Source organism: Pseudomonas sp. S3_A03 (genome assembly GCF_054668275.1).
Map to the genome: position 1 here is coordinate 4,803,089 of NZ_CP162753.1, position 21,020 is coordinate 4,824,108.

Below are 21,020 nucleotides of genomic sequence, written 5' to 3' on the forward strand. Positions count from 1 at the left end.
CCAGACCACTAGAATAGGCACCTAACCTTTTTAGAGTCAGAGCCCTATCTATGCCCGATCCGGTTGATGCCCTCGGGGTGTCGGATTTACCACTGGACGATCTGGTGGCATGCCATGAGTGCGACTTGCTGATGCGCAAACCCGTACTTGCCCTCGGTGAAAAAGCCCAATGCCCGCGTTGCGGTTACGAGCTGTACGCTCACCGCCACAACGTCATTGAGCGAAGCCTCGCCTTGGTGCTCGCTGCGTTGCTGTTGTACATCCCTGCGAACTTTCTACCCATCATGCAGCTCAATCTACTCGGGCAATCCTCAGAGGACACGGTATGGAGCGGTGTAGTCGGCCTGTTCGACACCGGTATGCAAGGTGTAGCCGCCGTGGTGTTCATGTGCAGCATGGGCATTCCCTTACTCAAGTTGCTCTGCCAATTGGCCGTGCTGCTCAGTATTCGTTGGAAGATCGGCCGCAGCTATGGGCTGTTGTTGTACCGCATCTATCACCATATGAAGGATTGGGGAATGTTGGAGGTCTATCTGATGGGCGTCCTGGTGGCGATCGTCAAGCTAGCCGACATGGCCTCCATCACGATCGGTTTTGGTCTGGTCTGCTTCGTCAGCTTATTAATGGTTCAGGTTCTGCTTGAGGTGGTGATGTCGCCGCACCAGATCTGGCAAGCGCTGTCAGGGGGCGATGATCATGCGGGCGATTGATGCAGGCATTCTGATTTGTACCGAGTGCCACGAGTTGAACAGGCAAGAAGAGGATTGCGATGAGCAAACCTGCACGCGTTGCGGTGCACTGATCCATGCTCGTCGTCCCAACAGCCTTGCACGTACCTGGGCCTTGCTGATCACTGCGGCGATTTTGTATATACCCGCTAACTTATTACCGATCATGACGATCAACACGCTGGGCCAAGGCTCTCCCAGTACGATCATGGCTGGCGTAATCGAATTGGTGCAGCATGGGATGTATCCCATCGCCGCCGTGGTATTTATCGCCAGTATCCTGGTGCCCACATTCAAGCTGGTGGGCATTGGTCTGCTACTGTTCTCGGTGCAGCGTCACCAACCGCTCTCCGCGCAACAACGTATTGTGATGTACCGTTTTATCGAATTCATTGGGCGCTGGTCCATGTTGGATATCTTCGTGATCGCCATCCTGGTGGCGGTCGTTAACTTTGGACGACTTGCCAGTATCGAGGCCAACCTCGGCGCTGCGGCGTTCGCCAGTGTGGTGATCTTGACGATGCTTGCCGCTGTAACTTTTGATCCCCGACTGATTTGGGACAACACGGAGTCGGACGACGACCATGAGTGATCTACCTAAAGCTAAAACCCGCCCAGCCTCCAACTGGTCGGCCATTTGGGTATTGCCCCTGATTGCCCTGATCATTGGCGGCTGGCTGGGATGGCGCGCCTATTCCCAACAAGGTATTGAGATCCAGGTGCGCTTCGAAAGCGGCGAAGGAATCCAGGTCAATAAGACCGAAGTGGTCTACAAAGGCATGCCCGTGGGCAAGGTCAAGGCGCTGGCCCTGGACGATGAAGGGAACAATCGCGGCGTGATCGCCACCATCGAGATGAACAAGGACGTCGATCAATATCTTAAGACCAACACGCGCTTCTGGCTGGTCAAGCCCAGTGTCAGCCTCGCGGGTATCACCGGCCTGGAAACACTGGTATCGGGTAACTACATCGCCGCCAGCCCTGGCGATGGAGAGCCCACACGCAAGTTCAAGGCGCTCTCCGAGGAGCCTCCGCTGTCTGACGCCAAGCCCGGTCTGCACCTGACCATCAAGGCTGACCGTCTTGGTTCGTTGAATCGTGGCAGCCCGGTGTTCTACAAGCAGATCCAGGTCGGCCAGGTCAAAAGCTACCTGCTGTCCGAGGACCAGAGCACCGTTGAGATCAAGGTCTACATTGAGCCGACCTATGCCAGCCTGGTGCGCAAACACACGCGTTTCTGGAACGCCAGTGGTATCAGCATCGACGCCAATCTCTCTGGTGTGAAGGTGCGCAGCGAGTCGCTTTCCAGCATTGTCGCCGGCGGTATCGCCTTCGCTACGCCGGAAAACCGCAAGGACAGCCCGCCGACCGACCCAAGCCTGCCCTTCCGCCTATACGAAGACTTCGACGCCGCAGCCGCTGGTATCAGGGTCAAGGTCAAGCTCACCGACTTCGAAGGTCTGCAAGCCGGGCGCACGCCGGTGATGTACAAAGGCATTCAGGTCGGTAGCCTGAAAACCTTGAAGATCGACCCCGACCTTTCCAGCGCCAACGCCGAGCTGACCCTCGACCCGCTGGCCGAAGATTACCTGGTGCAGGACACCCAATTCTGGGTGGTCAAGCCGTCCATCTCCCTGGCCGGCATCACCGGTCTGGAAGCTTTGGTGAAAGGTAACTACATCGCCGTCCGTCCTGGCGACAAGGGCAGTGCCCCGCAGCGTGAATACGTTGCCCGCGCCAAAGCGCCACCATTGGACCTGCGTTCCCCCGGCCTGCATCTGGTGCTGTTCACCGACAACCTGGGCTCCCTGGATGTCGGCAGCCCGATTCTCTACAAGCAAGTCAAAGTCGGTTCGGTGCAGAGCTACCAGTTCTCGCGCAAGAACAAGCAACTGGTGATCGGTGTTCACATCGAAAAGGAGTACGAAAACCTGGTCAACGGTTCGACGCGTTTCTGGAATGCCAGCGGCGTCACCCTGACCGGTGGACTTACCGGCGGCATCCAGGTCAAGAGTGAATCCCTGGCCAGCTTGATGGCTGGCGGTATTGCCTTCGAAACTCCGGAACCGAACGTACCCCTGAAAAAACGCATCCCACGCTTCCGCCTGTTCGCTGATCGCGAGGCCGCCAATCAACACGGCACCCTCGTAACCATCAAGGTCGACCGCGCCGACGGCATGCGTCCCGGCACGCCCGTACGCTTCAAAGGCCTGGATGTGGGTAAGATCGAAAGCGTCGACCTCAGTGCCGACATGCAGTCGGTATTGCTCAGCGCCCGTATCACCCAAGTGGCTGACCGGATTGCGCGCGTCGGTACTCAGTTCTGGGTGGTCAAGCCTGAACTGGGCCTGATGAAAACCTCCAACCTGGAAACCCTGGTCACCGGCCAGTACATCGAAGTACAGCCAGCCGCGAAAAACGCCGGCCCGCAAAAGAGTTTCGTCGCGTTGGACCAGCCGCCTGAAGCCGTTCACCAGGAGGCGGGCCTGAGCCTCACCCTCAGCGCCGCGCGCCGCGGCTCGTTGAAGGAAGGCGTACCGGTTACCTACCGCGAAGTTACCGTCGGCAAGGTCACCGGGTACGAGTTGGGCCAGACCGCCGATCGCGTCCTGGTCCACATCCTGATCGAGCCCAAGTACGCACCCTTGGTGCGCAGCGGCAGTCGCTTCTGGAACACGAGTGGTTTTGGCCTCGACTTTGGTCTGTTCAAGGGCGCGACTGTACGCACGGAGTCCCTGGAAACCCTGGTTGCCGGCGGCATCGCGTTCGCCACCCCAGACGGTGAGCGCATGGGCAATGCTGCACGGCCGCAGCAAACGTTCCCGCTGTTCGACAAGTTTGAGGATGAATGGCTGACCTGGGCGCCCAAGATTCCACTAGGCAAATAGACCGAGGCGCGGCTATCGGGCCCCCTCCCACATTCGATGTATGAGTGCATGCAAAATGTGGGAGGGCGCTTGCTCCCGATAGGGCCTTCAAAGACACCGCAAAACCCCAGCCCAAAAAAAGGCCGCGATCCATAAGATCGCGGCCTTTTGCATTTCAGCGCAACACGTCAGACCTCATCCAGCTCCGGCTCATCCGCCTGCACATTCATCGTTGCCTTCACCACATCGTGACGACGGATGTACTTCCAGTCCGCCTCATCGATGTAGATCCCGTTCGGTCCGCTGCCGCCTTCCAGGTCGATCGCCACCTGCGCCGATACCTGCGGCTTCACACTCGCCAGAATCGGCACGAAGCCCAGTTGCAGGCTGGTTTCCAGCAGTGCCGCCTGGTTCTTCTCGTCGATGTCTGCCGCTTCGTCGAGGTAGTACGGCAAACGCACGCGACCGGCTTGGTCGCGGTCCATCAAGTGCAGCAACAAGTACATGTTGGTCAGCGCCTTGATGGTCATGGTCGTACCGTTGGACGCCGCGCCATCGATGTCGGTGTGAATCACCGGCTGGCCATGCACCTTGGTGATCTCGAATGCCAACTCGAACAGGTCCTTGAGGCCCAACTGGTTATGGTTGGCCGCTACCAGACGAGCCAGGTACTCCTTGGCCTCTTCGTTCTTGTTGTCCTGTTCTGCGCTCTGGCTGAGGTCGAATACCGACAAGGTTTCGCCTTCTTCATACTGACCGGCACTGTGGATGATCTGGTCGATATGCTTGAGGGCTTCCTTGTTTGGCGCCAGTACGATGCGAAAGCTCTGCAGGTTGGACACCTGGCGTTTGTTGATCTCGCGGTTGAACAACGCCAACTGGTGTTCCAGGCTGTCGTAGTCACTACGGATATTGCGCAAGGTACGCGCGATATCGGTGACCGCCGCACGGCGAGCCTTGCCCAGCGTCAGCGCCTCGTCGGTACGATGCGCATAGGCGTTGATCAGCAGTTGCAGGCGACGCTCAACGTCATCCTCGCTGTCGAACTTGGCCACGCCCTTGAGGCGTACCTGAGCGTACAGCGCCTCGATCTGGCCATCGGCGCGCAGCAAGCCTTGCCAGCTGTCCTGGTAGTCGTTGAGCAGCGGCAGCAGGTTGTCCATGGAATCGTCGACCGGGTCCATGAGTGGCGTGCCGAACGGCAGGTCCGCCGGCAGTAGCTGGCGACGGCGCAAGGCGTCATCCAGCGTCCGTTGCTTGGCTTCCATATCACCGATCTGGCGGCCGACCAGTTGCAGCTTGGCCGACAATTGCTGGACGCGTTCGGTAAAGGCATCGCTGGAGCGCTTCAACTCATCCTGGGCCGCTTCCATCTGCGCCAGGTTTTCCAGCTTCTCGCCTTCTTCGGCGCTCAAGGTTTGCGCGCGGCGGAAATCTTCCAAGGCTTTTTGCGCGTCCAGCACTTGCTGATACAGCGCTTCAGTCTGGGTCTTGCTGGCAGCACGGTCAGAGGCGACCGCTTGCTGGGTTTTCAGCTGTTTGAGTTCTTTTTCCAGGCGCTCTTTCTGATCACGCAAGGCCGCACGGTCCGCCAGGGCCTGCAACGCAGGCGGCTCGATGTGCGAGATGTCGATAGACAACCCCGGCACTTCAAAACGCTCGCCCTTGAAGCCATCCAGGATCTGCTCCAGGGATTTGACCCACTGGCCGTCCTCATCCAGCGTGATGCCATGCTCGCCCAACGGCAGGCTGAACAACGAGCTGTTGAATAGACGCATCAGGCGCTCGACATCCTGCTGCGAGAATTCTTCGCGCAGCTTGGCGTAGCTGTTGTTGTCCGCGTGATCGAGCTGCTGCCTGACCGACTTCAAGCGTTTTTCCAGATCGCGCAGGCGCTCATCCAGATCCTCGGCGCTGAACTGCCGCGACTGCGCCAAAGCGCCCGCCAGCTCATCGTGGGCATCCTTGGCCGCCAGCAATTGTTGCTCCAGCACCTTCACGTCATCGACCAGCGCAAAGCGATGTTTGAGCACCGACAATTCGCCCAGCCAACGCTGGATACCGCTGATCTCGCGCTCCAGGCGCATCAGCTCCTGGGTACCGCCGCGCTGGTCGTTCTGCAGCGCGTCCTGCTCGTTACGGTAGTGCTCGGCCTGGATGGTCAGCTCTTCCTTGCGCGCACTGGCGTAGTCCGACCAGGTCCCCAGCAGCGAATCCAGCAGCGGCGACAGGCGATGCAGTTTGCCGCGCAGGATGTCGCGCTGCTTCACGCCATTGGCCAGCGCTTCTACCAACTGTCCGGCGGCGACCAGAGAGTTGTAGTCCTGTTCCATGCGTCGCACATCGCGGAAGGCTTCTTCACACGCGGCGATGTAGTCCACGCTGCCGGAGCGCAGGCTGTGTTCGAACGCATCCAGGAACAATTGCTTGAGCTTGGCCGCCGTGATTTCGCGCATGTGCAGCAAGTTGATGAACAGCGCGCGGAAGGTCTTCAGGCTCTGCTCACTGGTGGAGCGCAGCGGGATCAGCGTCAGGTCCAGCGGGATCGACGTGTGGCCGCCCACCAGCAAGCGGCGTAGCTCATCGGGCTTGAGTTCGTAGGCTTTCAGGCCCTCGCGCTCAAGGTTGGTGAACAGCTCTTTCTGACGCAGGCAAGTGTCGTTCTTCTGGTAGTGGGCCAGGTCGAGCTTGCCCGCGTAGGCGAAAAACTGATGACCGAAACCGCCGCCCGGGCCGCGCCCGACCACGCCGATCACATGCGGGCCGTGGGGCAGGGAAACTTCCACCAGGATGTAGCTGGTGTCGGTGGCAAAGTAGAAGCGCCGTGATTGTTCCAGGGTGTACTTGCCGAAACTCATGTCCGACATGCGCGCCAGGATCGGGAACTGCAAGGCGTTGATCGACGCCGATTTACCCAGGTTGTTGGCGCCATACACTGACAGCGGTTCTTCCAGCGGGAACAAGCCCAGGCTGTAACCGGCCGTGTTCAATAGGGCGAAGCGGCGGATGCCGTAGCGTTCCTTGCTCATGCATCGGTCTCCTGTTCTTCGGCAATGGCGCGGGCCAGGGCGTCTTCTTCGCTTTCTTCTGCAAAGTCGCTCAAGTCGAGCGGGTCATCGGTCTTCAGCAGTTTTTCATCGCTGTCTTCGTCGATGATCACAGGCGCCGGCAACGGCAACACGCTGTGCACGCTGGCAGCCAGGTCGCGGTCCTGCTGCACCGACAGGCACACGTCGAGGAAGCGGTGCATCGGCGGCAGAAAGCGATAGATGCCGTTGTCTTCGCTGGCAAAACCCAGTTGGGTCATGCGGCGCATGATTTTCTCTTCGAGTTCTTCCTGGGTCTGCACTTCGGCCTGGATAAACAGGTCGCGGTACTTTTCCAGCAGGGACGGCAGTTCATCACGGCCCAGGCTGCCACCGTCGAGCACGGCGATCGGGTCACGGCCCTGGTCGGCCAGGTGCTCGACGATGATGAAGGTGAAGAGTGCCAGGCGCTGGGCGGTCTTGTTCACTTGCGCAGCGGCCACGGCGGTGTCCGGCACGAAGTAATAGAAACCACGGGTATCGCAGACCAGCTCGAAGCCCAGGGCCTTGAACAACGTGCGGTATTGGTCCTGGAAGTTCGACAGTTGCGCGTACAGCTCCGGGTCGCGGCGGCTGACGTGGTAACCCTTGAACAGCTCGCGAAAAATCGGCGCCAACTGGGACAGTTCGGATAAATCAAGATGCATGAGGTGTACTCGCAGAGTGCTCGGCGGCGTCAGGCGTGGCCGGGAGCAGGGCGAATGAGCGCAGGCTGACCTGGTGCTCGTGTGTGTGGTAGTCGCGGCGTTCCAGGCGTTCGCGCTTGAAGCGTTTTTCTCGCGAGAGACGCGAGAACCAGTACAGCAATTCGTCGGTGGCGCCGTCCGGTTCCTGCTCCAGCAGCCAGGTCATCAGGTCTGGCATCGGCAACGCGTCTTCGCAACGCTCAAGCATTTCCTTGACCGTACGCGGCGGCGCTGGGCTTCGCCCTTGTGGGATTTGTGCGCCTTGGGAAAGCGCGCCGGCTTCGGCTCGAAATTGGCCAGCGCATACACATAGGCTTCGACCTGGCTGGCGCTGCCGAGGAAGGTGCTTTGCGGCCGGGTAAACATCGGCATCGCCGCTTGCGGCACCGCGTCCAGGCCTTTACGGCGGATGGCCGACAGGGCCAGCGCCGCGCCCCGGGTCACGGCGTTGTGCCGGCGCGCTTCTTCACGCAGCGGCAACAACAGCTCGCGCGCATGGCGCAAGGTCAACTGGGCGCTGGTCTGCATTTCGAGGATGCGCGCATGGGTGCGCAGCAGCATGTCGTCGTCCACCAGGTGGCCGAGGCGCTGTTGCTCGGTGAGCAGGCGCAGCAGCACGTTTTCCACCTTGCGCACGCCTTGCTCGAAGGCGCCGTCGGCGTTCACCAGTTGGATCATCGGTTCGACGTATTCGTCCCAGGTCGCCAGGACTTCGGCGTAGCGCTGGCGCAACGGGATCTGGCGGTCGCTGGTCTTGGCGCGGTCGGCCACGGCGGCGAGAGCCTGCTCGTCGTTGGCGAGTTTTTTCAGTACGTCGCGCACGCGCATATCCAACAGGCGCAGTTGGCGCGCCAGGTCGTGGCCGTCGCGGATATCAAAGGCGTCCTGGATATAACCGGCCAGGCGTTCGAGGTGGCGCAGGTAGGCTTCGATCTCCAGGCACAGGCCAAGCCGGTGCTCCTTGCGCAGGTACGCCAGAAAATCGTGGATCTGCGCGTTGAGCTCGAAACGGTTCGGGCTTTTGGCGACGGGTACCAGGATATCCAGGCGGATCCACACGTCCAGCAGGCTGGTGATGTCCTGGGGCGTGCTGTCCAGTTGTTGGGCGGCCAGTTGCGCGCGCAGCTCGCCGAGGCTCAGGGTGCCTTGGTCGAAGTGTTCGCACAGTGGCTCAAGTAAGGCCCAGTGTTCGGCGAGGGCGCGCAGGACGCGCTTGGGTTCGATCATGGGAATGGCCGGCTGGTTGGCGATTAAAAGTCGCGATTGTACTGCATCAGGCGCGGGATTTATCCACAGCCGGTCAGTGCGCAGTGGGCGATTGTTACCGAACAGCGGTAGAATCCCCGCTCTTTACTTATCCACAAGTGGCCGAGCTGTGCTTATCGAGTCCCGACGTCGCGCCTACTTGACCGCCATGCAGGTGGTCAACTGGCTACCCCGCACCGAACTGCCGTTTGCCGCGCCGTCGCGGCCCGAGCTGTTGCAGGCGCTTGAGCCCTATGAGGCGTTCGCGGTCTCGGGCGAGGAGGCGGCGGCGCCGGTGGCGCTGGTCAAGCCGGAGCCGCAGGTGCGTCCGTCGGTTGAACGGGCCAGGGTCGAGGTGCCGCGTCCGGCGCCGATGGCCAAGCCGGCGATCGCCGAAGTGGCGGCCCCGGTGGCCAAGGCGCCGGTGGTACCGCCGCCGCGTTTTGCCCTGCAATTGCTGCGGGCCGGGCGTTGCCTGCTGTTGGTGGAGCTGCCCACCGGCGAGCGCTTCCAGACCCGCGACCCCGCCTACATGCTGCTCAAAGACATGCTGCGCGCCGCCGGCCTGCCCGACAGCCCGCAAATCGTCGGTGACCCGGTGCGCTGGCCGCTGCTGGCGCGCGGCACCATGGACCAGGGCCCCGAAGCGGCGCGGGATTTTGTACAAGGCTTTGTTTCGGCGCGCCTGGAAGACGAACCCTGTGTGTGCCTGTGGCTGATCGGCCTGCCCGCCGTGCGCTTTGCCGGCGAAGCCAATGCCGAAGCCTGGTACCGCGAACTGCAGGTAGAAGGCCTGGGTTCGGTGTGGGCCCTGCCGGGCCTGGAATTATTAATGGAAGAGCCACAGCGTAAGGCTGATGTCTGGCAAGCCATGCGCCGGCTGATGGCGCGCTGGAAAACAACCGATGAGTGAGGCTTTATCCTTCCGCCCGATGACCGAGGCCGACCTCGACGCCGTGCTGAAAATCGAATACGCCGCGTTCAGCCATCCGTGGACACGCGGCATCTTTCTGGACGGCTTGGGCAAATACCAGATCTGGCTGATGTTCGAAGGTGAGCAGCAGGTGGGTCATGGCGTGGTGCAGATCATCCTCGATGAAGCGCATTTGCTGAATATCACCGTCAAGCCGGAAAACCAGGGCCGTGGCCTGGGCCTGGCGTTGCTGGAACACTTGATGTCCCGCGCCTACGCGGCGAACGCCCGGGAGTGCTTCCTGGAAGTGCGTGACAGCAATACCGGCGCGTTTCGCCTCTACGAGCGTTACGGTTTCAACGAGGTCGGCCGTCGGCGCGATTACTACCCCGCCGTGGGTGGGCGTGAAGACGCCGTCGTGATGGCTTGCACCCTGGTCGATTAAGCACACGAACCCTGTGGGAGGGGGCTTGCTCCCGCTATCGGGAGCAAGCCCCCTTTCACACATTTCAATCAGCGCTTGGCGTTGAGCGGGTCCAGATCGGCCAGCTCGGCCTCGTCCAATCCGTTTCCACCGCCGATGTCATCTTCACCGACAACGCTCAAGTCGTAGTCGGCGCCGCCGGCTTCACCTTCCTCGCGCGCATCCCGCGCACCGTCTTCCTGGATCAGCGTTTCCGGGCTCATGTCGTCATCAGTCGACTCATGGTCATCCACCGAGGCCCCGGTCAGCCCGGCTTCGCGCACCCGTTCGTCGGGCATTAACAGGTCGCGTTCGCGGCCTGGCAGTTCGTCGCCGATCTCTGCTGTCTGGTCTTGTTCGTCAAAATCCAGCTCGCGCACTTCACCCATGCGGTCTTCGTTGTCATCAATCGGTTCGGGTTGCGTAGCGCCGTAGGGACGTCGTGATTCAGTCATGGCCAATCCTCATACTGTGGGGCTTATAGTGTGTGGACAGGCACAGCTACCCAAAGATTCAAGCTAATTGGCGCTCGGCGTGACCCGGACGAAGGCTCGTCAGTCACACACCTGCGCATCATTCCTGAGGCTTTCCCTGATGAACGAATTACAAGACCTGCTTGATAACAACGAACGCTGGGCGGATGCGATCAAACAGGAAGATCCCGAATTCTTCGCCAAGCTCGCCCGCCAGCAAACCCCGGAATACCTGTGGATCGGTTGTTCCGATGCCCGTGTGCCGGCCAACGAGATCGTCGGCATGCTGCCCGGTGATCTGTTTGTGCACCGCAACGTGGCCAACGTGGTACTGCATACCGACCTCAACTGCCTGTCGGTGATCCAGTACGCGGTCGATGTACTCAAGGTCAAACACATCCTCGTCACCGGCCACTACGGCTGCGGCGGCGTGCGTGCCTCGATGCAGGACCGCCAGTTCGGCCTGATCGACGGCTGGCTGCGTACCATCCGCGACCTCTACTACGAAAACCGCGACGTGCTGGCCCAACTGCCAACCGAAGAAGAGCGCGTAGACCGCATGTGCGAGCTGAACGTGATTCAGCAAGTGGCCAACGTCGGTCATACCAGCATTGTGCAAAACGCCTGGCACCGTGGGCAGAGCCTGTCGATCCATGGATGCATCTACGGGATCAAGGACGGTCGCTGGAAAAGCTTGAACACCACGATCAGTGGCTTCGAGCAGCTGCCGCCGCAATACCGCCTGCGCCCCTTGGGCGAAGCCTAAGGGCGTTTGCGCATCCGCCACTGGGCCATGAATGCCTGCCCTTCGGCGTTCAATGGTTCCTGGCTACCGGTGATCCAGCCCCGGCAGTTCAGCTCGCCGCAATCGCAAGCGAACTGCCGGAACAGCACGTCCTCGGTGCTGGCGTAGTCCAGGGTCAGCGGGGCGCGGGCGGCGATAGGCTGCAGGGTCCAGAGCTCCAGGTACGTGGTGTCGAAAAACACATTCGGGTTGCACGAATGCTGTAACAGGCCGCAGAACCAACAATCGTACAAGTGGATGCGCGGCGATAGCTGCAACGTGTGCAGGCGGCGTTCGCCCACGACATAGCCGGAGACGTTGGCGATGCGTATGCGCCCGTCCAGGGCTCGGCGAGCCCGGACTCCGCCGCCTTGGTCAGCGACGCTTGGCACGACACTGAATTGCGCGCTCGAGGGGTAGCCTTGTTCAATAAGCAGCGTCTTGAAGGGGTAAGACAGTCACCCACAGCCGTTTTAACCTTATCCATGGCTTGAGTTTTCATAACTCTCCTTGGTGAGGCTGCATCGACCTGCGGGTGATAGCTGAGTTCCAGTCTTGCAGCGGATAGGCGCGTGTTAAGGCTGGCTGAAGTTGGATTCGATTTCTACTGTCAAATATGACAGTAGAAACCGATCATTTTTTTGGCAGCTTAGAGCGCTGGCGCTGTGATTGCGGGGGTTGGAGCGGCGTTCTTGAGCTGTTTCAACTGGTTTTTGATGGTTGGCGTAGCGCATTTGGCATTCGCCTGCTCCGGGCTCAAGTCGCGTACCGAGGTGTAGAACAACTCGCAGGTCTGCTCTTTGCGCGTGACTTGCCAGGTGTTCATGCAGGCCTTGAGCAGTACATTCGGGTCGCTCGCCGGCTTCTGACCCATTCCTGCCTGCCAGCAAGCCGCGCTTAAATCCTGGCCCATCACCTTCAAACCAGCCTCGTCGGCCTTTTGCTCGTTGCCGTCATAGGTTGCGGGGTCGGCCGCATACCAGATATAGCTGGGATGGTTGGCGCCCAATACCGAAACGCTTTTGCCGTCCTCGGGGCTGATCTGCGCCAGGCCCAGCACGCCCACGGTTTGCCCGTATTGTTGCTTGACCCAGCTGCGCACCGGCGCGCCGAACGCGACCATCGGCAACGAGCCGGTGGGCCCCAGGCTCAGTTCCTTGACCATGCGCGTCTGGTAGTCGGTGAAATAGCTGTAGAGGCCCTCCAGGTCTTTGCCCGCATTGGAGGGCGCAGCGATAGGGGCGATATCGATGATCGTCTGGTAGGCCGGGGTTTCGGTGGCAGGCACGCCGTTGGTGGTGAGCAAGTCAGCCCAGCGGTCGGTGGTTTTGGACTCCAGGTAGTCCTGGGCCTGGGTCAGCGAGTAGTCCGGCGGAAAGTGCAGCAATTCGATGCTTTTGCGATTTTCCAGGGCCATGCCCAGCGGCAGGAACAGGTACCAGTTATAGGCCCACTTGCCGTCGCTGTTGAGCTTGCTGGCGCCCTGGTAGGCGAGGTCGGCCGTATCGAGCAGCTTCGTCAGGGGCTGGCCATAACTGTCGGGCACGCCGCTGAAGGTGGCCTTTACCTGCCCGTCATGGACCTTGACGCTGACTTTGGCTCGGCTGTAGCCGTCGCGCTGCACACTCTGGTTCAGATAGTGCTCGGCGGTCTGCTCCAGCGTCCAGGGCCGATAGCAGATCACGTTGCAGTTATTGGGGTAAGCGAACAACTGAGTGACGCGTTGCGTGCTGCCCAGTGGTACGTCGATGTCCGCCTGTACGACCGCACTGCCTATCAGTGCGGCCACGGCTAGGGCAGAGCCTGGTCGGTTTGAACATAGTTGATTCCTTGTCAGCGAAAGCCCGTCTGCGCGGGTTGAAAGCCCACTTTCACACAGTAGCGGTTGACCAGGAAAACCGCGTGCTAAATCGTCGGGCATGTCGCTATTGGATAAGCGTCCTACACGCTGAACTGCAAAGCGTTGCTCAAATCGCCCATGGGTTTCTGCCCGCGTGCAACCATGGCGTCATCGCGCTGCTTGAGGCCATCCAGGGTCTCCAGCCCGAATACTCGGGTGATCAAACGCAGGATAGACGCCGTGTCGTACACCGTATGGTCCACCAGGCCTTTGCGCGCGAACGGCGACACCACCAGCGCCGGAACCCGTGTGCCAGGCCCCAGCGGTCGCCCTTGGGCGGCGCCACGTGGTCCCACCAGCCGCCGTTTTCGTCGACCGTCACCACCACCACCATGTTTTTCCACTGCGGGCTTTCCTGCAGTACTTTCAGGGCGCGCGCGATATGGCGGTCGCCCGAGGCTATGTCGGCGTAACCGGCGTGCATGTTCAAGTTGCCCTGGGGCTTGTAGAAGGTCACGGCCGGCAGCTTGCCCGCCTGGGCATCGGCGAAGAACCTGTTGGTGCTGGACTCATCGCCCAGGCCGCCGTCGCGCAAGCGCTTGTCACGCTCGGCGCGATTGTGCGGGCCCTGTTGCTTGAAGTAATTGAACGGCTGGTGGTGATACTGGAAATTCGGGATTTTCGGGATGCCGCCCGAGTCCTTGAACTGATCCAGCGTCGCCTGCCAGGCGCCGGCGTACCACGCCCAGTCCACATTCTTTTTCGACAGTTTGTCGCCGATGTGCTCGTGGGTTTGCGGTACCAGTACGTTGGGCAGGTCGGGCTTGGCAAAATCCGGATTGTCCGGGTCGCGAATCCAGGTCGGCCAGTAGGGCGGGGCCAGGGTGTTCACGGCGTAACCGTCCGGGGTCAGCGCACTGGGGCCGAACTGCGGTGGGCCGGTCATGGCGCTGGCCGGGGATTTGTCCAGGGGCTTGAGGCGCGTATCGGTCGGGTCATCGCTTTGCAGCGTAGCGATCTGGGCCTTGGCCACCGATTGCGCGGCATTCGGGTACACCGGCGCGGTGGCGCTGATCAGGTATTGATGGTTCAGGAACGAGCCGCCGAACGCCCCCTGGAAGAAGTTATCGCAGAGCACAAACTCCTTGGCCACGTCCCACAGGCGAAGGGCGTAACGGCTCTGGGCGTAATGGCCCATCACCAGGCCGCCGGAATCGGCCCAGGCGACAAAGCCGTCGTTCTTGCCGCCGTTGATCTGCATCTGGTTCTGGTAAAACACGTGCCACAGGTCGCGGGTGACCAGACTCAAGGGCAGGTCTTCGCCATTTGGACCTTTGAGGGCGTAGGGCGCGTTGGGCAGGTTTTCCTGGAATTGTACTTCGCTGGGGTACGTGACCCCGTCCACCGTTTGCGGGCCCACCTGCAGTACGCCGCCCCAGGACGGGGGCAGGGTGGACAAGACGCTGCCATTGCGGTCGCGTTGCTGGTAATCGTTGGCCTTAAGGGCCGACAGTGGTTTCTCAACGCCTGGGAAGTCAGCAAATAAATTATTGAAACTGCGGTTCTCGGCATAGATCACCACCACGGTTTTCACCTGGTCGTGCAGGGCTTTATCCAGTTCTTGTGAGGTCAGCGGCCGCGCCACCGGTTTGCCCGGTGTTTCGCTGGTATTGCCGCAGGCACTCAAGGTCGCGCCAACCCCCAGCACCGCCGCGCCTCCGAGGAAGCGTCGACGGCTGGTGTCTACCGCCGGTTGGATGGCGGAATCGGAGGAAGGGCGGTCTTCGTGCTCATCACTCATTGCGGAGAGTCCTTGGCGAGTTGTTGCAAGATATTTCGCAGGACGGTAGCAATGCAATGTGACGGAACGGAGACAGACGATTACAGCAACCGCAGTGCCAGTTGGCTGCCGGCCCGCAAGTACTCGACCTGCGCGGTGAGGGCATCCTTGACGATGGCTTCGCCAGTGTCGGTCAGCTGGTTTTTCTTTGCGTCGATGACGCTGGTCTGCAGTAGCTGCATCGCAACGTCGATGGCTTTTTGAAAGGCCGTGACATTGTTGTGCAGGCCAAACTCTTTGATAACGGCAGACATGCGGCGGTCTGCATCGTCTCGCAGGGTTCTGTATTCAACGAACGACACGTTATCGTCCTGGTAAATAGCGCTGAGCAATTCTTCAAGCGTCTTGGATAACGGGGTCATCGGATTTCCTTGGTGTTGTGTGAGGAATCATCCGCGTCAGGTTAATCACAGGCGTTGAGGAAAAAAGTCAGGGGTTGCCATCGTGTTGAGTGGGACAAACCTGTGCGTTCAACTCGAAAAGTAGTTTTGCAGGCGTCGATTGTATAAAAGCATCGGTGTATTTTTCGAAGATCAATGCAAAGTCTCACCTATACCAAGGCGGTAGCAAGGATGCGATGGGCTGCCTGTGTCTACAGGCAGCCAGCGCTGCTAGACTGGCTCGATGATGGATAGCACCGAGGTGAACTGTGAAACCTTCAACAGGTGCGTTGTCCTTTGATCAAGGCATCACCGGCGGCAAATACTTCAACGTCGTCCCCAGTGCCCACAACAAAAACAGCACCAACGGCGTGTGCACCAGCAACTGCACAAACGAAAATCCGATCAAGTCCCGCGCTTTCAGCCCCAGCACGCCCAGCAGCGGCAGCATATAGAAAGGGTTGATCAAATTCGGCAGCGCTTCGGCGGCGTTGTAGATCTGTACCGACCAGCCCAGGTGGTATTGCAGGTCATTGGCCACTTGCATCACGTATGGCGCTTCGATGATCCACTTGCCGCCGCCCGACGGGATAAAGAACCCCAGCACCGCCGAGTACACGCCCATCAGCAGCGCGTAAGTGTCGTGGGACGCGATGGACGTGAAAAAGGTCGAGATATGGTGCGCCAGGGTCTGGCCGTCGCCGCCCTTGACCACGGTCATCAGCGCGGCGATCGAGCCGTACAGCGGGAACTGGATCAGCACGCCAGTGGTGGTGGGCACCGCGCGGGCCACCGCATCGAGGAAGCTGCGCGGGCGCCAGTGCAGCAGCGCGCCGACCATGATGAACAGGAAGTTATAGGTGTTGAGCCCCGAAATGGCGCTGATCGCCGGCTTGGTCGAGAACTCATGGAACAGCCAACCGGCCGCCAGCAGCGCCAGCAAAATAGTCAGCAGCGGGCTGTGTTCCAACCATTCGCCGGGGCGGCTCGGTGCTTGCGGCTTGGGTAAGTTGAAGGCCGGGTCGACACCGCAGGCCTTGGCGTCACGCGCACTGTTCGGGCCGGGCGCGGTGGCGTAGGCGATGATCAGCGATACCACGATCAACGCCAGCAACAGCACGCCCGATTGCCACAGAAAAATGGTCTCGGTAAACGGGATCACCCCGGTGATCGACAAAATCGATGGCGGCAAGCTGCCCGGGTTGGCCTGCAATTGCGCGGCCGACGACGACAACCCCAGCGCCCATACCGCGCCGAGGCCCAGATAAGCTGCGGCACCGGCCGCGCGGTAGTCCATGCGTAAATCCGTGCGACGGGCCAGCGCCCGCACCAGCAGGCCACCGAACACCAGAGACAGGCCCCAGTTGAGCAGGGAGGCGAGCATGGAGATCAACGCCACCCACGCCACGGCGGAGCGGCCGTTTTTCGGGATGCGCGCCAGGCGGTCAATCAGCTTCACCGCCGGCGGCGAGCTGGCGACCACGTAACCGCCGATCACCACAAAGGCCATCTGCATGGTGAACGGGATCAGGCTCCAGAAACCATCGCCGAACGCCTTGGCGGCCTCGGTGGGCGCGGCGCCCATGCTCAGGGTCGCCACCGCGACAATGATCACCGCGAGAGCGGCGAACACCCAGGAGTCAGGGAACCAGCGTTCGGCGAAGTTGGAGCAACGCAGGGCAAATCGGGCATAGCGGCTTTCTTCGATAGCATCGGCCACGAGTCGTACCTCTTGTATTTATTATGGGGCGGCAGTTTTCGCGCATGTTCCTCCACGCCCATTGATATTGGAATGCAGTTATCTTCATCGATCCATGAGGAAAACAAATATATCTGCAGCGATTGCCATCCCCCGGCTCAGCTCATAACCTGCACGCCATTTTGTCTGTCTACCGAGCTTGCACATGACTGCCACCTTTGTCCCACAGGCGCAGCGTTTTTCCCGCTCCGACTACAAAACCCTGGGCCTGGCCGCTTTGGGCGGCGCCCTGGAAATCTACGATTTCATTATTTTTGTGTTTTTCGCGCTGACCCTCAGCCAACTGTTCTTCCCGCCAGAAATGCCCGAGTGGCTGCGCCTGCTGCAGAGCTTCGGCATTTTCGTCACCGGCTACCTGGCGCGCCCGCTGGGCGGCATCCTGATGGCGCACTTTGCCGATCACCTGGGACGCAAACGCGTATTCAGCCTGAGCATCCTGATGATGGCGCTGCCGTGCCTACTGATCGGGATCATGCCGACCTACGCGCAAATCGGTTATTTCGCACCGTTGATCCTGCTGGTGCTGCGCGTGCTGCAAGGCGCCGCGGTGGGCGGCGAAGTGCCCAGCGCCTGGACATTCGTGGCCGAGCACGCCCCGCGTCATCACCGAGGCTATGCCCTGGGTTTCCTGCAGGCCGGCCTGACTTTCGGCTATCTGCTTGGCGCCTTGACCGCGACGCTGCTGGCGCAAGTCTTCACCCCTGCCGAAATCCTCGACTACGCCTGGCGTTTCCCTTTCCTGCTCGGCGGTGTGTTCGGCGTGATCGGCGTATGGCTGCGCCGCTGGCTCAGCGAAACCCCGGTGTTCCTCGAAATGCAGGCGCGCCGCCAGGCGGCGGCTGAACTCCCGCTGCGCACCGTATTGCGCGACCACCGCGCTGTGCTGCTACCGGCGATGATCCTCACCTGCGTGCTTACCTCCGCAGTGGTCGTCCTCGTCGTCATCACCCCGACCATGATGCAAAAAACCTTCGGCATGAGCCCTGGCCACACCTTCGCCCTGAGCGCCCAGGGCATCGTGTTCCTGAATATCGGCTGCGTGCTCGCCGGCCTGCTGGTGGACCGCATCGGCGCCTGGCGCGCGGTGTTGGTGTACAGCCTGCTGCTGCCGCTGGGGATTTTTCTCCTGTATGCCAGCCTGATCAGCGGCGGAGTGTGGCTGGGCGCGGCGTACGCCGTAGCAGGCTTGAGTTGCGGCGTGGTGGGCGCGGTGCCCTCGGTGATGGTCGGTTTATTCCCCGCGCAGGTGCGGGTGTCGGGCATTTCCTTCACCTACAACATTGCCTACGCGCTGTGGGCCAGCACCACACCGCTGATGCTGATCGCGCTGATGCCCACCAGCCCATGGATTTGCGTAGGGTACTGCGTGGTGATGGGCGCGGTTGGGGTGGGCAGTGTGGCGTTGTTTGGCAAGCGCCACGCCTTGGCGGCCTAAGCGTACTCAGGTCAGGAAGTGCCAAAGCACCAACGTCCCCACCAGCCCGACCACCGACACGATGGTTTGCAACACCGACCACACCCAGATCGTCTGCTTTAACTGCAAGCCAAAGTATTCACGCACCATCCAGAACCCGGCGTCGTTGACGTGGCAGAAGAACACCGAGCCGGCGCCAATCGCCAGGGCCACCAGTGAGCTTTGCGTCGCCGCCAGACCGGCCATCATCGGCGCGAGGATACCGGCCGTGGTGGTGGTCGCGACGGTGGCCGAACCGGTGGCCTGGCGCAACGCCACGGCGATCAACCAGGCGAGTAACAAATAGGGCATGTGCGCACCTTCGGCGACCTTGCTGATGGTCTGGCTCACACCGGCGTCAAGCAGGGTTTGCTTGAGGCCGCCGCCGGCGCCGATAGTCAGCAACAGCACGGCGATGGGCGCAAGGGCTTTGCGCAGCGTGTTGCCGACGTCCGCGCGCGGCATGCCAGCGGCCCAGCCCAGGCAGACAACGGCGGCGATCACCGCCAGGCCGAGGGCGATCAGCGGTTCACCGAGGAACTTCAACGTCAGGCCGACGCTGCTTTGCGCCGGCAGCGCGACTTTGGCCAAGGTACTGCCGAGCATCAAGATCACCGGCAACAGAATGATCAGCAACGACACGCCGAAGCTCGGTTGGCGCGCAGCTTTAGGCGGGGCACTGAACAGCGCGCCGATGTCCGTCGGCTCATCCACGTGCAGGCGCCTGGACAACCAGTTGCCGCAGATCGGGCCCGCGAGAATCACCGCCGGCACCGCCAGGCAAAAGCCCAGCAACATGGTCAGGCCCAGGTCTGCGTGCAATGCGCCCACCGCAATCAGCGGCCCAGGGTGCGGCGGCATCAAGGCGTGCAGCGTGGTCATACCCGCCAGTGCCGGAATGGCGATTTTCAGCAGCGGCTGGTCTCGAACGCTTGGCCATCACAAAGATGATCGGCACCATCATCACCAGGCCCACTTCGAAGAACAACGGCAAGCCGATCACCATTGCCACCAACGCCATCACCCACGGCAATGACTTGCCTTTGCCCAACCCCAGCAGGGTAGTGGCGATGCGATCCGCCGCGCCGGACTCGGCCATCAGCGCGCCGAGCATCGCGCCCAGGGCGATGATGATTCCGGCTTCACCCAGGATCGCTCCGGCGCCTTTGCTGAAAGCCTTGGCGACTTCTTCCGGCGGCAGGCCGGCGCCGACACCGGCGACAAAGGTGCCGATCAGAATCGACAGAAAGGGGGCAGCTTGGTCGCGCTGATCAGCACGATGATGCTGGCGATGGCCAGCAGTACGCAGAGCATCAGGCGGGTGTCGTGAACCATCCACGCGGCAGTCGATAACTCCAAGACGGGACTCCTTATCGAACGAGGCTTGGGAAATTGTTTCTTTATGTTTCATGCCTGAAAAGCATACCTGATAGCAGCTGCTTCCAGTGCGCAGTGCGGATGTGCCGTTTTGGTGCGGGCAGCGGTGCGCCCCAGAGGCCTGGGCCTACCGGCGAACGAATGTGGGCAAGGTACGCTGGAGTGCGGCGGTGAGTGCGGCGACAGGATGTCAGCGCCCGAGCATTTTTACCCAGCGCGACGGCGGCATGCCGTAGGTGCTGCGAAATTGCCGGGTCATGTGGCTCTGGTCGGTGAAACCGGCGGTCATTGCCGCATCCACCAATGACTGACCCTGGGTCAACAGACTGCGCACCAGGTCCAGCCGGCGCATGGTCAGGTAGCGGTAGGGGCTGGTGCCGAACAGCACACGAAAATCCCGCGACAAGGCCCAACGGTCACGGCCGGCGTGGCCAGCCATTTCATCCAGGGTGATGCTGCGGCCCAGGGCGCTGTGGATAAATTCCCGAGCGCGTTCAGCTGCCAGGTAATCGAAGGTTTTGCGGCTGACAATGGCTCCCGAGGCATTGTCGAGGGCCTGGGCCAGGTCGAACAGGGCGTCCTGTTCCTGCAACGGGTCGATCGGGCAATCCAGGCTTTGCAGCAGCACTTCGCTGGCACGGAACAGCCTCGGGTCGGTGGTCAAGCCGCCAGGGATAAACGGCAGTGGCTTGCCGCCGAGGATCTGCTGGATCAACGCCGGTTCTACGTAAATCATCCGGTACTTGAAACCCTCGTCGCTGCCTGCGCGGCCGTCGTGAATCTCATCGGGATGAATCACCATGGTCGTGCCCGGCAGGCTGTGGGTCATGCCGCCACGATAGTGAAAACTCTGCACGCCGAACAACGTACGCCCGATGGCGTAGGTGTCGTGGCGATGCGGGTCGAAGGCGAAGCCGGCAAAGTACGCCTCGATACGGTCCAGGCCGCTGGCGTGCGGGGCACGGTGCAGCCAGTCGAGAGTGTGGGTCAGGTTGCCCATGGTGACTTGTCATAAAAAAGAGGTGGAAACACGTTAACCCAGTCTGCGGGTCCTTGTCTGCCGGGGTCTTGTACGATTGTGCGGGCGTGGGGCGAGGCCTATGATCCTGGCTCGTGCATTGCGCTG

13 protein-coding genes and 5 pseudogenes are annotated in these 21,020 nt (G+C 61.0%); 7 read left to right on the top strand and 11 right to left on the bottom strand.

The window, feature by feature from the left end; translation table 11 throughout:
• The first annotated feature begins 50 nt into the window (after window positions 1-50).
• Genes AB4O25_RS21910 through AB4O25_RS21920 form a run of 3 tightly spaced genes read left to right on the top strand, consistent with a single transcriptional unit; the run spans window position 51 to window position 3,616 of the window.
• Window positions 51-710: a paraquat-inducible protein A gene (locus AB4O25_RS21910; RefSeq protein WP_460149969.1), complete on the top strand. Its 660-nt coding sequence runs from the start codon at window positions 51-53 to the stop codon at window positions 708-710.
• Entirely contained in the window at window positions 697-1,320 is a 624-nt protein-coding gene (locus tag AB4O25_RS21915; protein WP_017529963.1) for a paraquat-inducible protein A, read from the top strand. The genes AB4O25_RS21910 and AB4O25_RS21915 overlap by 14 nt, the downstream gene beginning before the upstream one ends.
• Complete coding sequence (locus tag AB4O25_RS21920; RefSeq protein ID WP_065877355.1) at window positions 1,313-3,616, top strand: PqiB family protein; 2,304 nt, start codon at window positions 1,313-1,315, stop codon at window positions 3,614-3,616. Before AB4O25_RS21915 ends, AB4O25_RS21920 begins: the two co-directional genes overlap by 8 nt.
• Window positions 3,617-3,783: 167 nt before the next feature.
• On the opposite strand, the gene mksF is transcribed toward AB4O25_RS21920, so the two are convergent.
• The 3 genes and pseudogenes from mksF to mksB form a co-directional block, all read right to left on the bottom strand.
• The gene (gene mksF / locus AB4O25_RS21925; RefSeq protein ID WP_460149970.1) at window positions 3,784-6,624 is read right to left on the bottom strand and encodes an Mks condensin complex protein MksF; all 2,841 of its coding nucleotides are present in this window, start codon (window positions 6,622-6,624) and stop codon (window positions 3,784-3,786) included.
• Window positions 6,621-7,328, bottom strand: a complete 708-nt coding sequence (gene mksE / locus AB4O25_RS21930) for an Mks condensin complex protein MksE (RefSeq protein ID WP_017529960.1) — start codon at window positions 7,326-7,328, stop codon at window positions 6,621-6,623. The genes mksF and mksE overlap by 4 nt, the downstream gene beginning before the upstream one ends.
• Window positions 7,318-8,594: pseudogene (mksB, locus tag AB4O25_RS21935) on the bottom strand (Mks condensin complex protein MksB). Before mksB ends, mksE begins: the two are co-directional and overlap by 11 nt.
• A 187-nt stretch (window positions 8,595-8,781) precedes the next feature.
• Here mksB and AB4O25_RS21940 point away from each other — a divergent pair.
• Window positions 8,782-9,525, top strand: a complete 744-nt coding sequence (locus tag AB4O25_RS21940) for an energy transducer TonB (protein WP_065877353.1) — start codon at window positions 8,782-8,784, stop codon at window positions 9,523-9,525.
• A complete protein-coding gene (gene rimI / locus AB4O25_RS21945) occupies window positions 9,518-9,970 on the top strand; it encodes a ribosomal protein S18-alanine N-acetyltransferase (RefSeq protein ID WP_017529957.1) in 453 nt (150 codons plus the stop codon). Before AB4O25_RS21940 ends, rimI begins: the two co-directional genes overlap by 8 nt.
• Window positions 9,971-10,038: 68 nt before the next feature.
• Here rimI and AB4O25_RS21950 read toward each other — a convergent pair whose 3' ends face one another.
• Complete coding sequence (locus tag AB4O25_RS21950; RefSeq protein ID WP_460149971.1) at window positions 10,039-10,443, bottom strand: serine kinase/phosphatase; 405 nt, start codon at window positions 10,441-10,443, stop codon at window positions 10,039-10,041.
• 139 nt (window positions 10,444-10,582) lie between these two features.
• On the opposite strand from AB4O25_RS21950, the gene can reads away from it, so the two are divergent.
• Entirely contained in the window at window positions 10,583-11,227 is a 645-nt protein-coding gene (can, locus tag AB4O25_RS21955; protein ID WP_003188288.1) for a carbonate dehydratase, read from the top strand.
• On the opposite strand, the pseudogene AB4O25_RS21960 reads toward can, so the two are convergent.
• The 5 genes and pseudogenes from AB4O25_RS21960 to AB4O25_RS21980 all read right to left on the bottom strand — a co-directional run bounded on the left by AB4O25_RS21960 (window position 11,224) and on the right by AB4O25_RS21980 (window position 17,025).
• A pseudogene (locus AB4O25_RS21960) lies at window positions 11,224-11,747 on the bottom strand (SET domain-containing protein-lysine N-methyltransferase). The gene can and the pseudogene AB4O25_RS21960 sit on opposite strands and share 4 nt — an antisense overlap.
• Window positions 11,748-11,894: 147 nt before the next feature.
• Window positions 11,895-13,065: pseudogene (locus tag AB4O25_RS21965) on the bottom strand (hypothetical protein).
• Window positions 13,066-13,186: 121 nt separating this feature from the next.
• Window positions 13,187-14,886: pseudogene (gene acpA / locus AB4O25_RS21970) on the bottom strand (acid phosphatase).
• A gap of 80 nt (window positions 14,887-14,966) precedes the next feature.
• Window positions 14,967-15,287: a hypothetical protein gene (locus AB4O25_RS21975; protein WP_017529952.1), complete on the bottom strand. Its 321-nt coding sequence runs from the start codon at window positions 15,285-15,287 to the stop codon at window positions 14,967-14,969.
• A gap of 319 nt (window positions 15,288-15,606) precedes the next feature.
• Window positions 15,607-17,025, bottom strand: coding sequence for a short-chain fatty acid transporter (locus tag AB4O25_RS21980; protein ID WP_460149972.1), 1,419 nt, complete (start codon window positions 17,023-17,025; stop codon window positions 15,607-15,609).
• A gap of 184 nt (window positions 17,026-17,209) precedes the next feature.
• Between AB4O25_RS21980 and AB4O25_RS21985 the strand changes: the two genes are divergently transcribed.
• Window positions 17,210-18,499 carry an MFS transporter gene (locus AB4O25_RS21985; RefSeq protein ID WP_460149973.1) on the top strand — a complete coding sequence of 430 codons (1,290 nt, stop codon included), beginning with the start codon at window positions 17,210-17,212 and terminating at the stop codon, window positions 18,497-18,499.
• A gap of 6 nt (window positions 18,500-18,505) precedes the next feature.
• On the opposite strand, the pseudogene AB4O25_RS21990 reads toward AB4O25_RS21985, so the two are convergent.
• Together AB4O25_RS21990 and AB4O25_RS21995 are read right to left on the bottom strand one after the other, a co-directional pair.
• A pseudogene (locus AB4O25_RS21990) lies at window positions 18,506-19,876 on the bottom strand (GntT/GntP/DsdX family permease).
• Window positions 19,877-20,084: 208 nt separating this feature from the next.
• Window positions 20,085-20,894: an AraC family transcriptional regulator gene (locus tag AB4O25_RS21995; RefSeq protein WP_065877349.1), complete on the bottom strand. Its 810-nt coding sequence runs from the start codon at window positions 20,892-20,894 to the stop codon at window positions 20,085-20,087.
• Window positions 20,895-21,020 lie beyond the last annotated feature (126 nt).

Excerpts from the sequence above, each read along its gene's own strand:
- can (WP_003188288.1), top strand. The coding sequence starts at position 10,583 with ATGAACGAATTACAAGACCTGCTTGATAACAACGAACGCTGGGCGGAT.
- rimI (WP_017529957.1), top strand. The coding sequence starts at position 9,518 with ATGAGTGAGGCTTTATCCTTCCGCCCGATGACCGAGGCCGACCTCGAC.
- AB4O25_RS21915 (WP_017529963.1), top strand. The coding sequence starts at position 697 with ATGCGGGCGATTGATGCAGGCATTCTGATTTGTACCGAGTGCCACGAG.
- AB4O25_RS21910 (WP_460149969.1), top strand. The coding sequence starts at position 51 with ATGCCCGATCCGGTTGATGCCCTCGGGGTGTCGGATTTACCACTGGAC.
- mksF (WP_460149970.1), bottom strand. The coding sequence starts at position 6,624 with ATGAGCAAGGAACGCTACGGCATCCGCCGCTTCGCCCTATTGAACACG.
- AB4O25_RS21950 (WP_460149971.1), bottom strand. The coding sequence starts at position 10,443 with ATGACTGAATCACGACGTCCCTACGGCGCTACGCAACCCGAACCGATT.
- mksE (WP_017529960.1), bottom strand. The coding sequence starts at position 7,328 with ATGCATCTTGATTTATCCGAACTGTCCCAGTTGGCGCCGATTTTTCGC.
- AB4O25_RS21940 (WP_065877353.1), top strand. The coding sequence starts at position 8,782 with ATGCAGGTGGTCAACTGGCTACCCCGCACCGAACTGCCGTTTGCCGCG.
- AB4O25_RS21975 (WP_017529952.1), bottom strand. The coding sequence starts at position 15,287 with ATGACCCCGTTATCCAAGACGCTTGAAGAATTGCTCAGCGCTATTTAC.
- AB4O25_RS21995 (WP_065877349.1), bottom strand. The coding sequence starts at position 20,894 with ATGGGCAACCTGACCCACACTCTCGACTGGCTGCACCGTGCCCCGCAC.
- AB4O25_RS21920 (WP_065877355.1), top strand. The coding sequence starts at position 1,313 with ATGAGTGATCTACCTAAAGCTAAAACCCGCCCAGCCTCCAACTGGTCG.
- AB4O25_RS21985 (WP_460149973.1), top strand. The coding sequence starts at position 17,210 with ATGACTGCCACCTTTGTCCCACAGGCGCAGCGTTTTTCCCGCTCCGAC.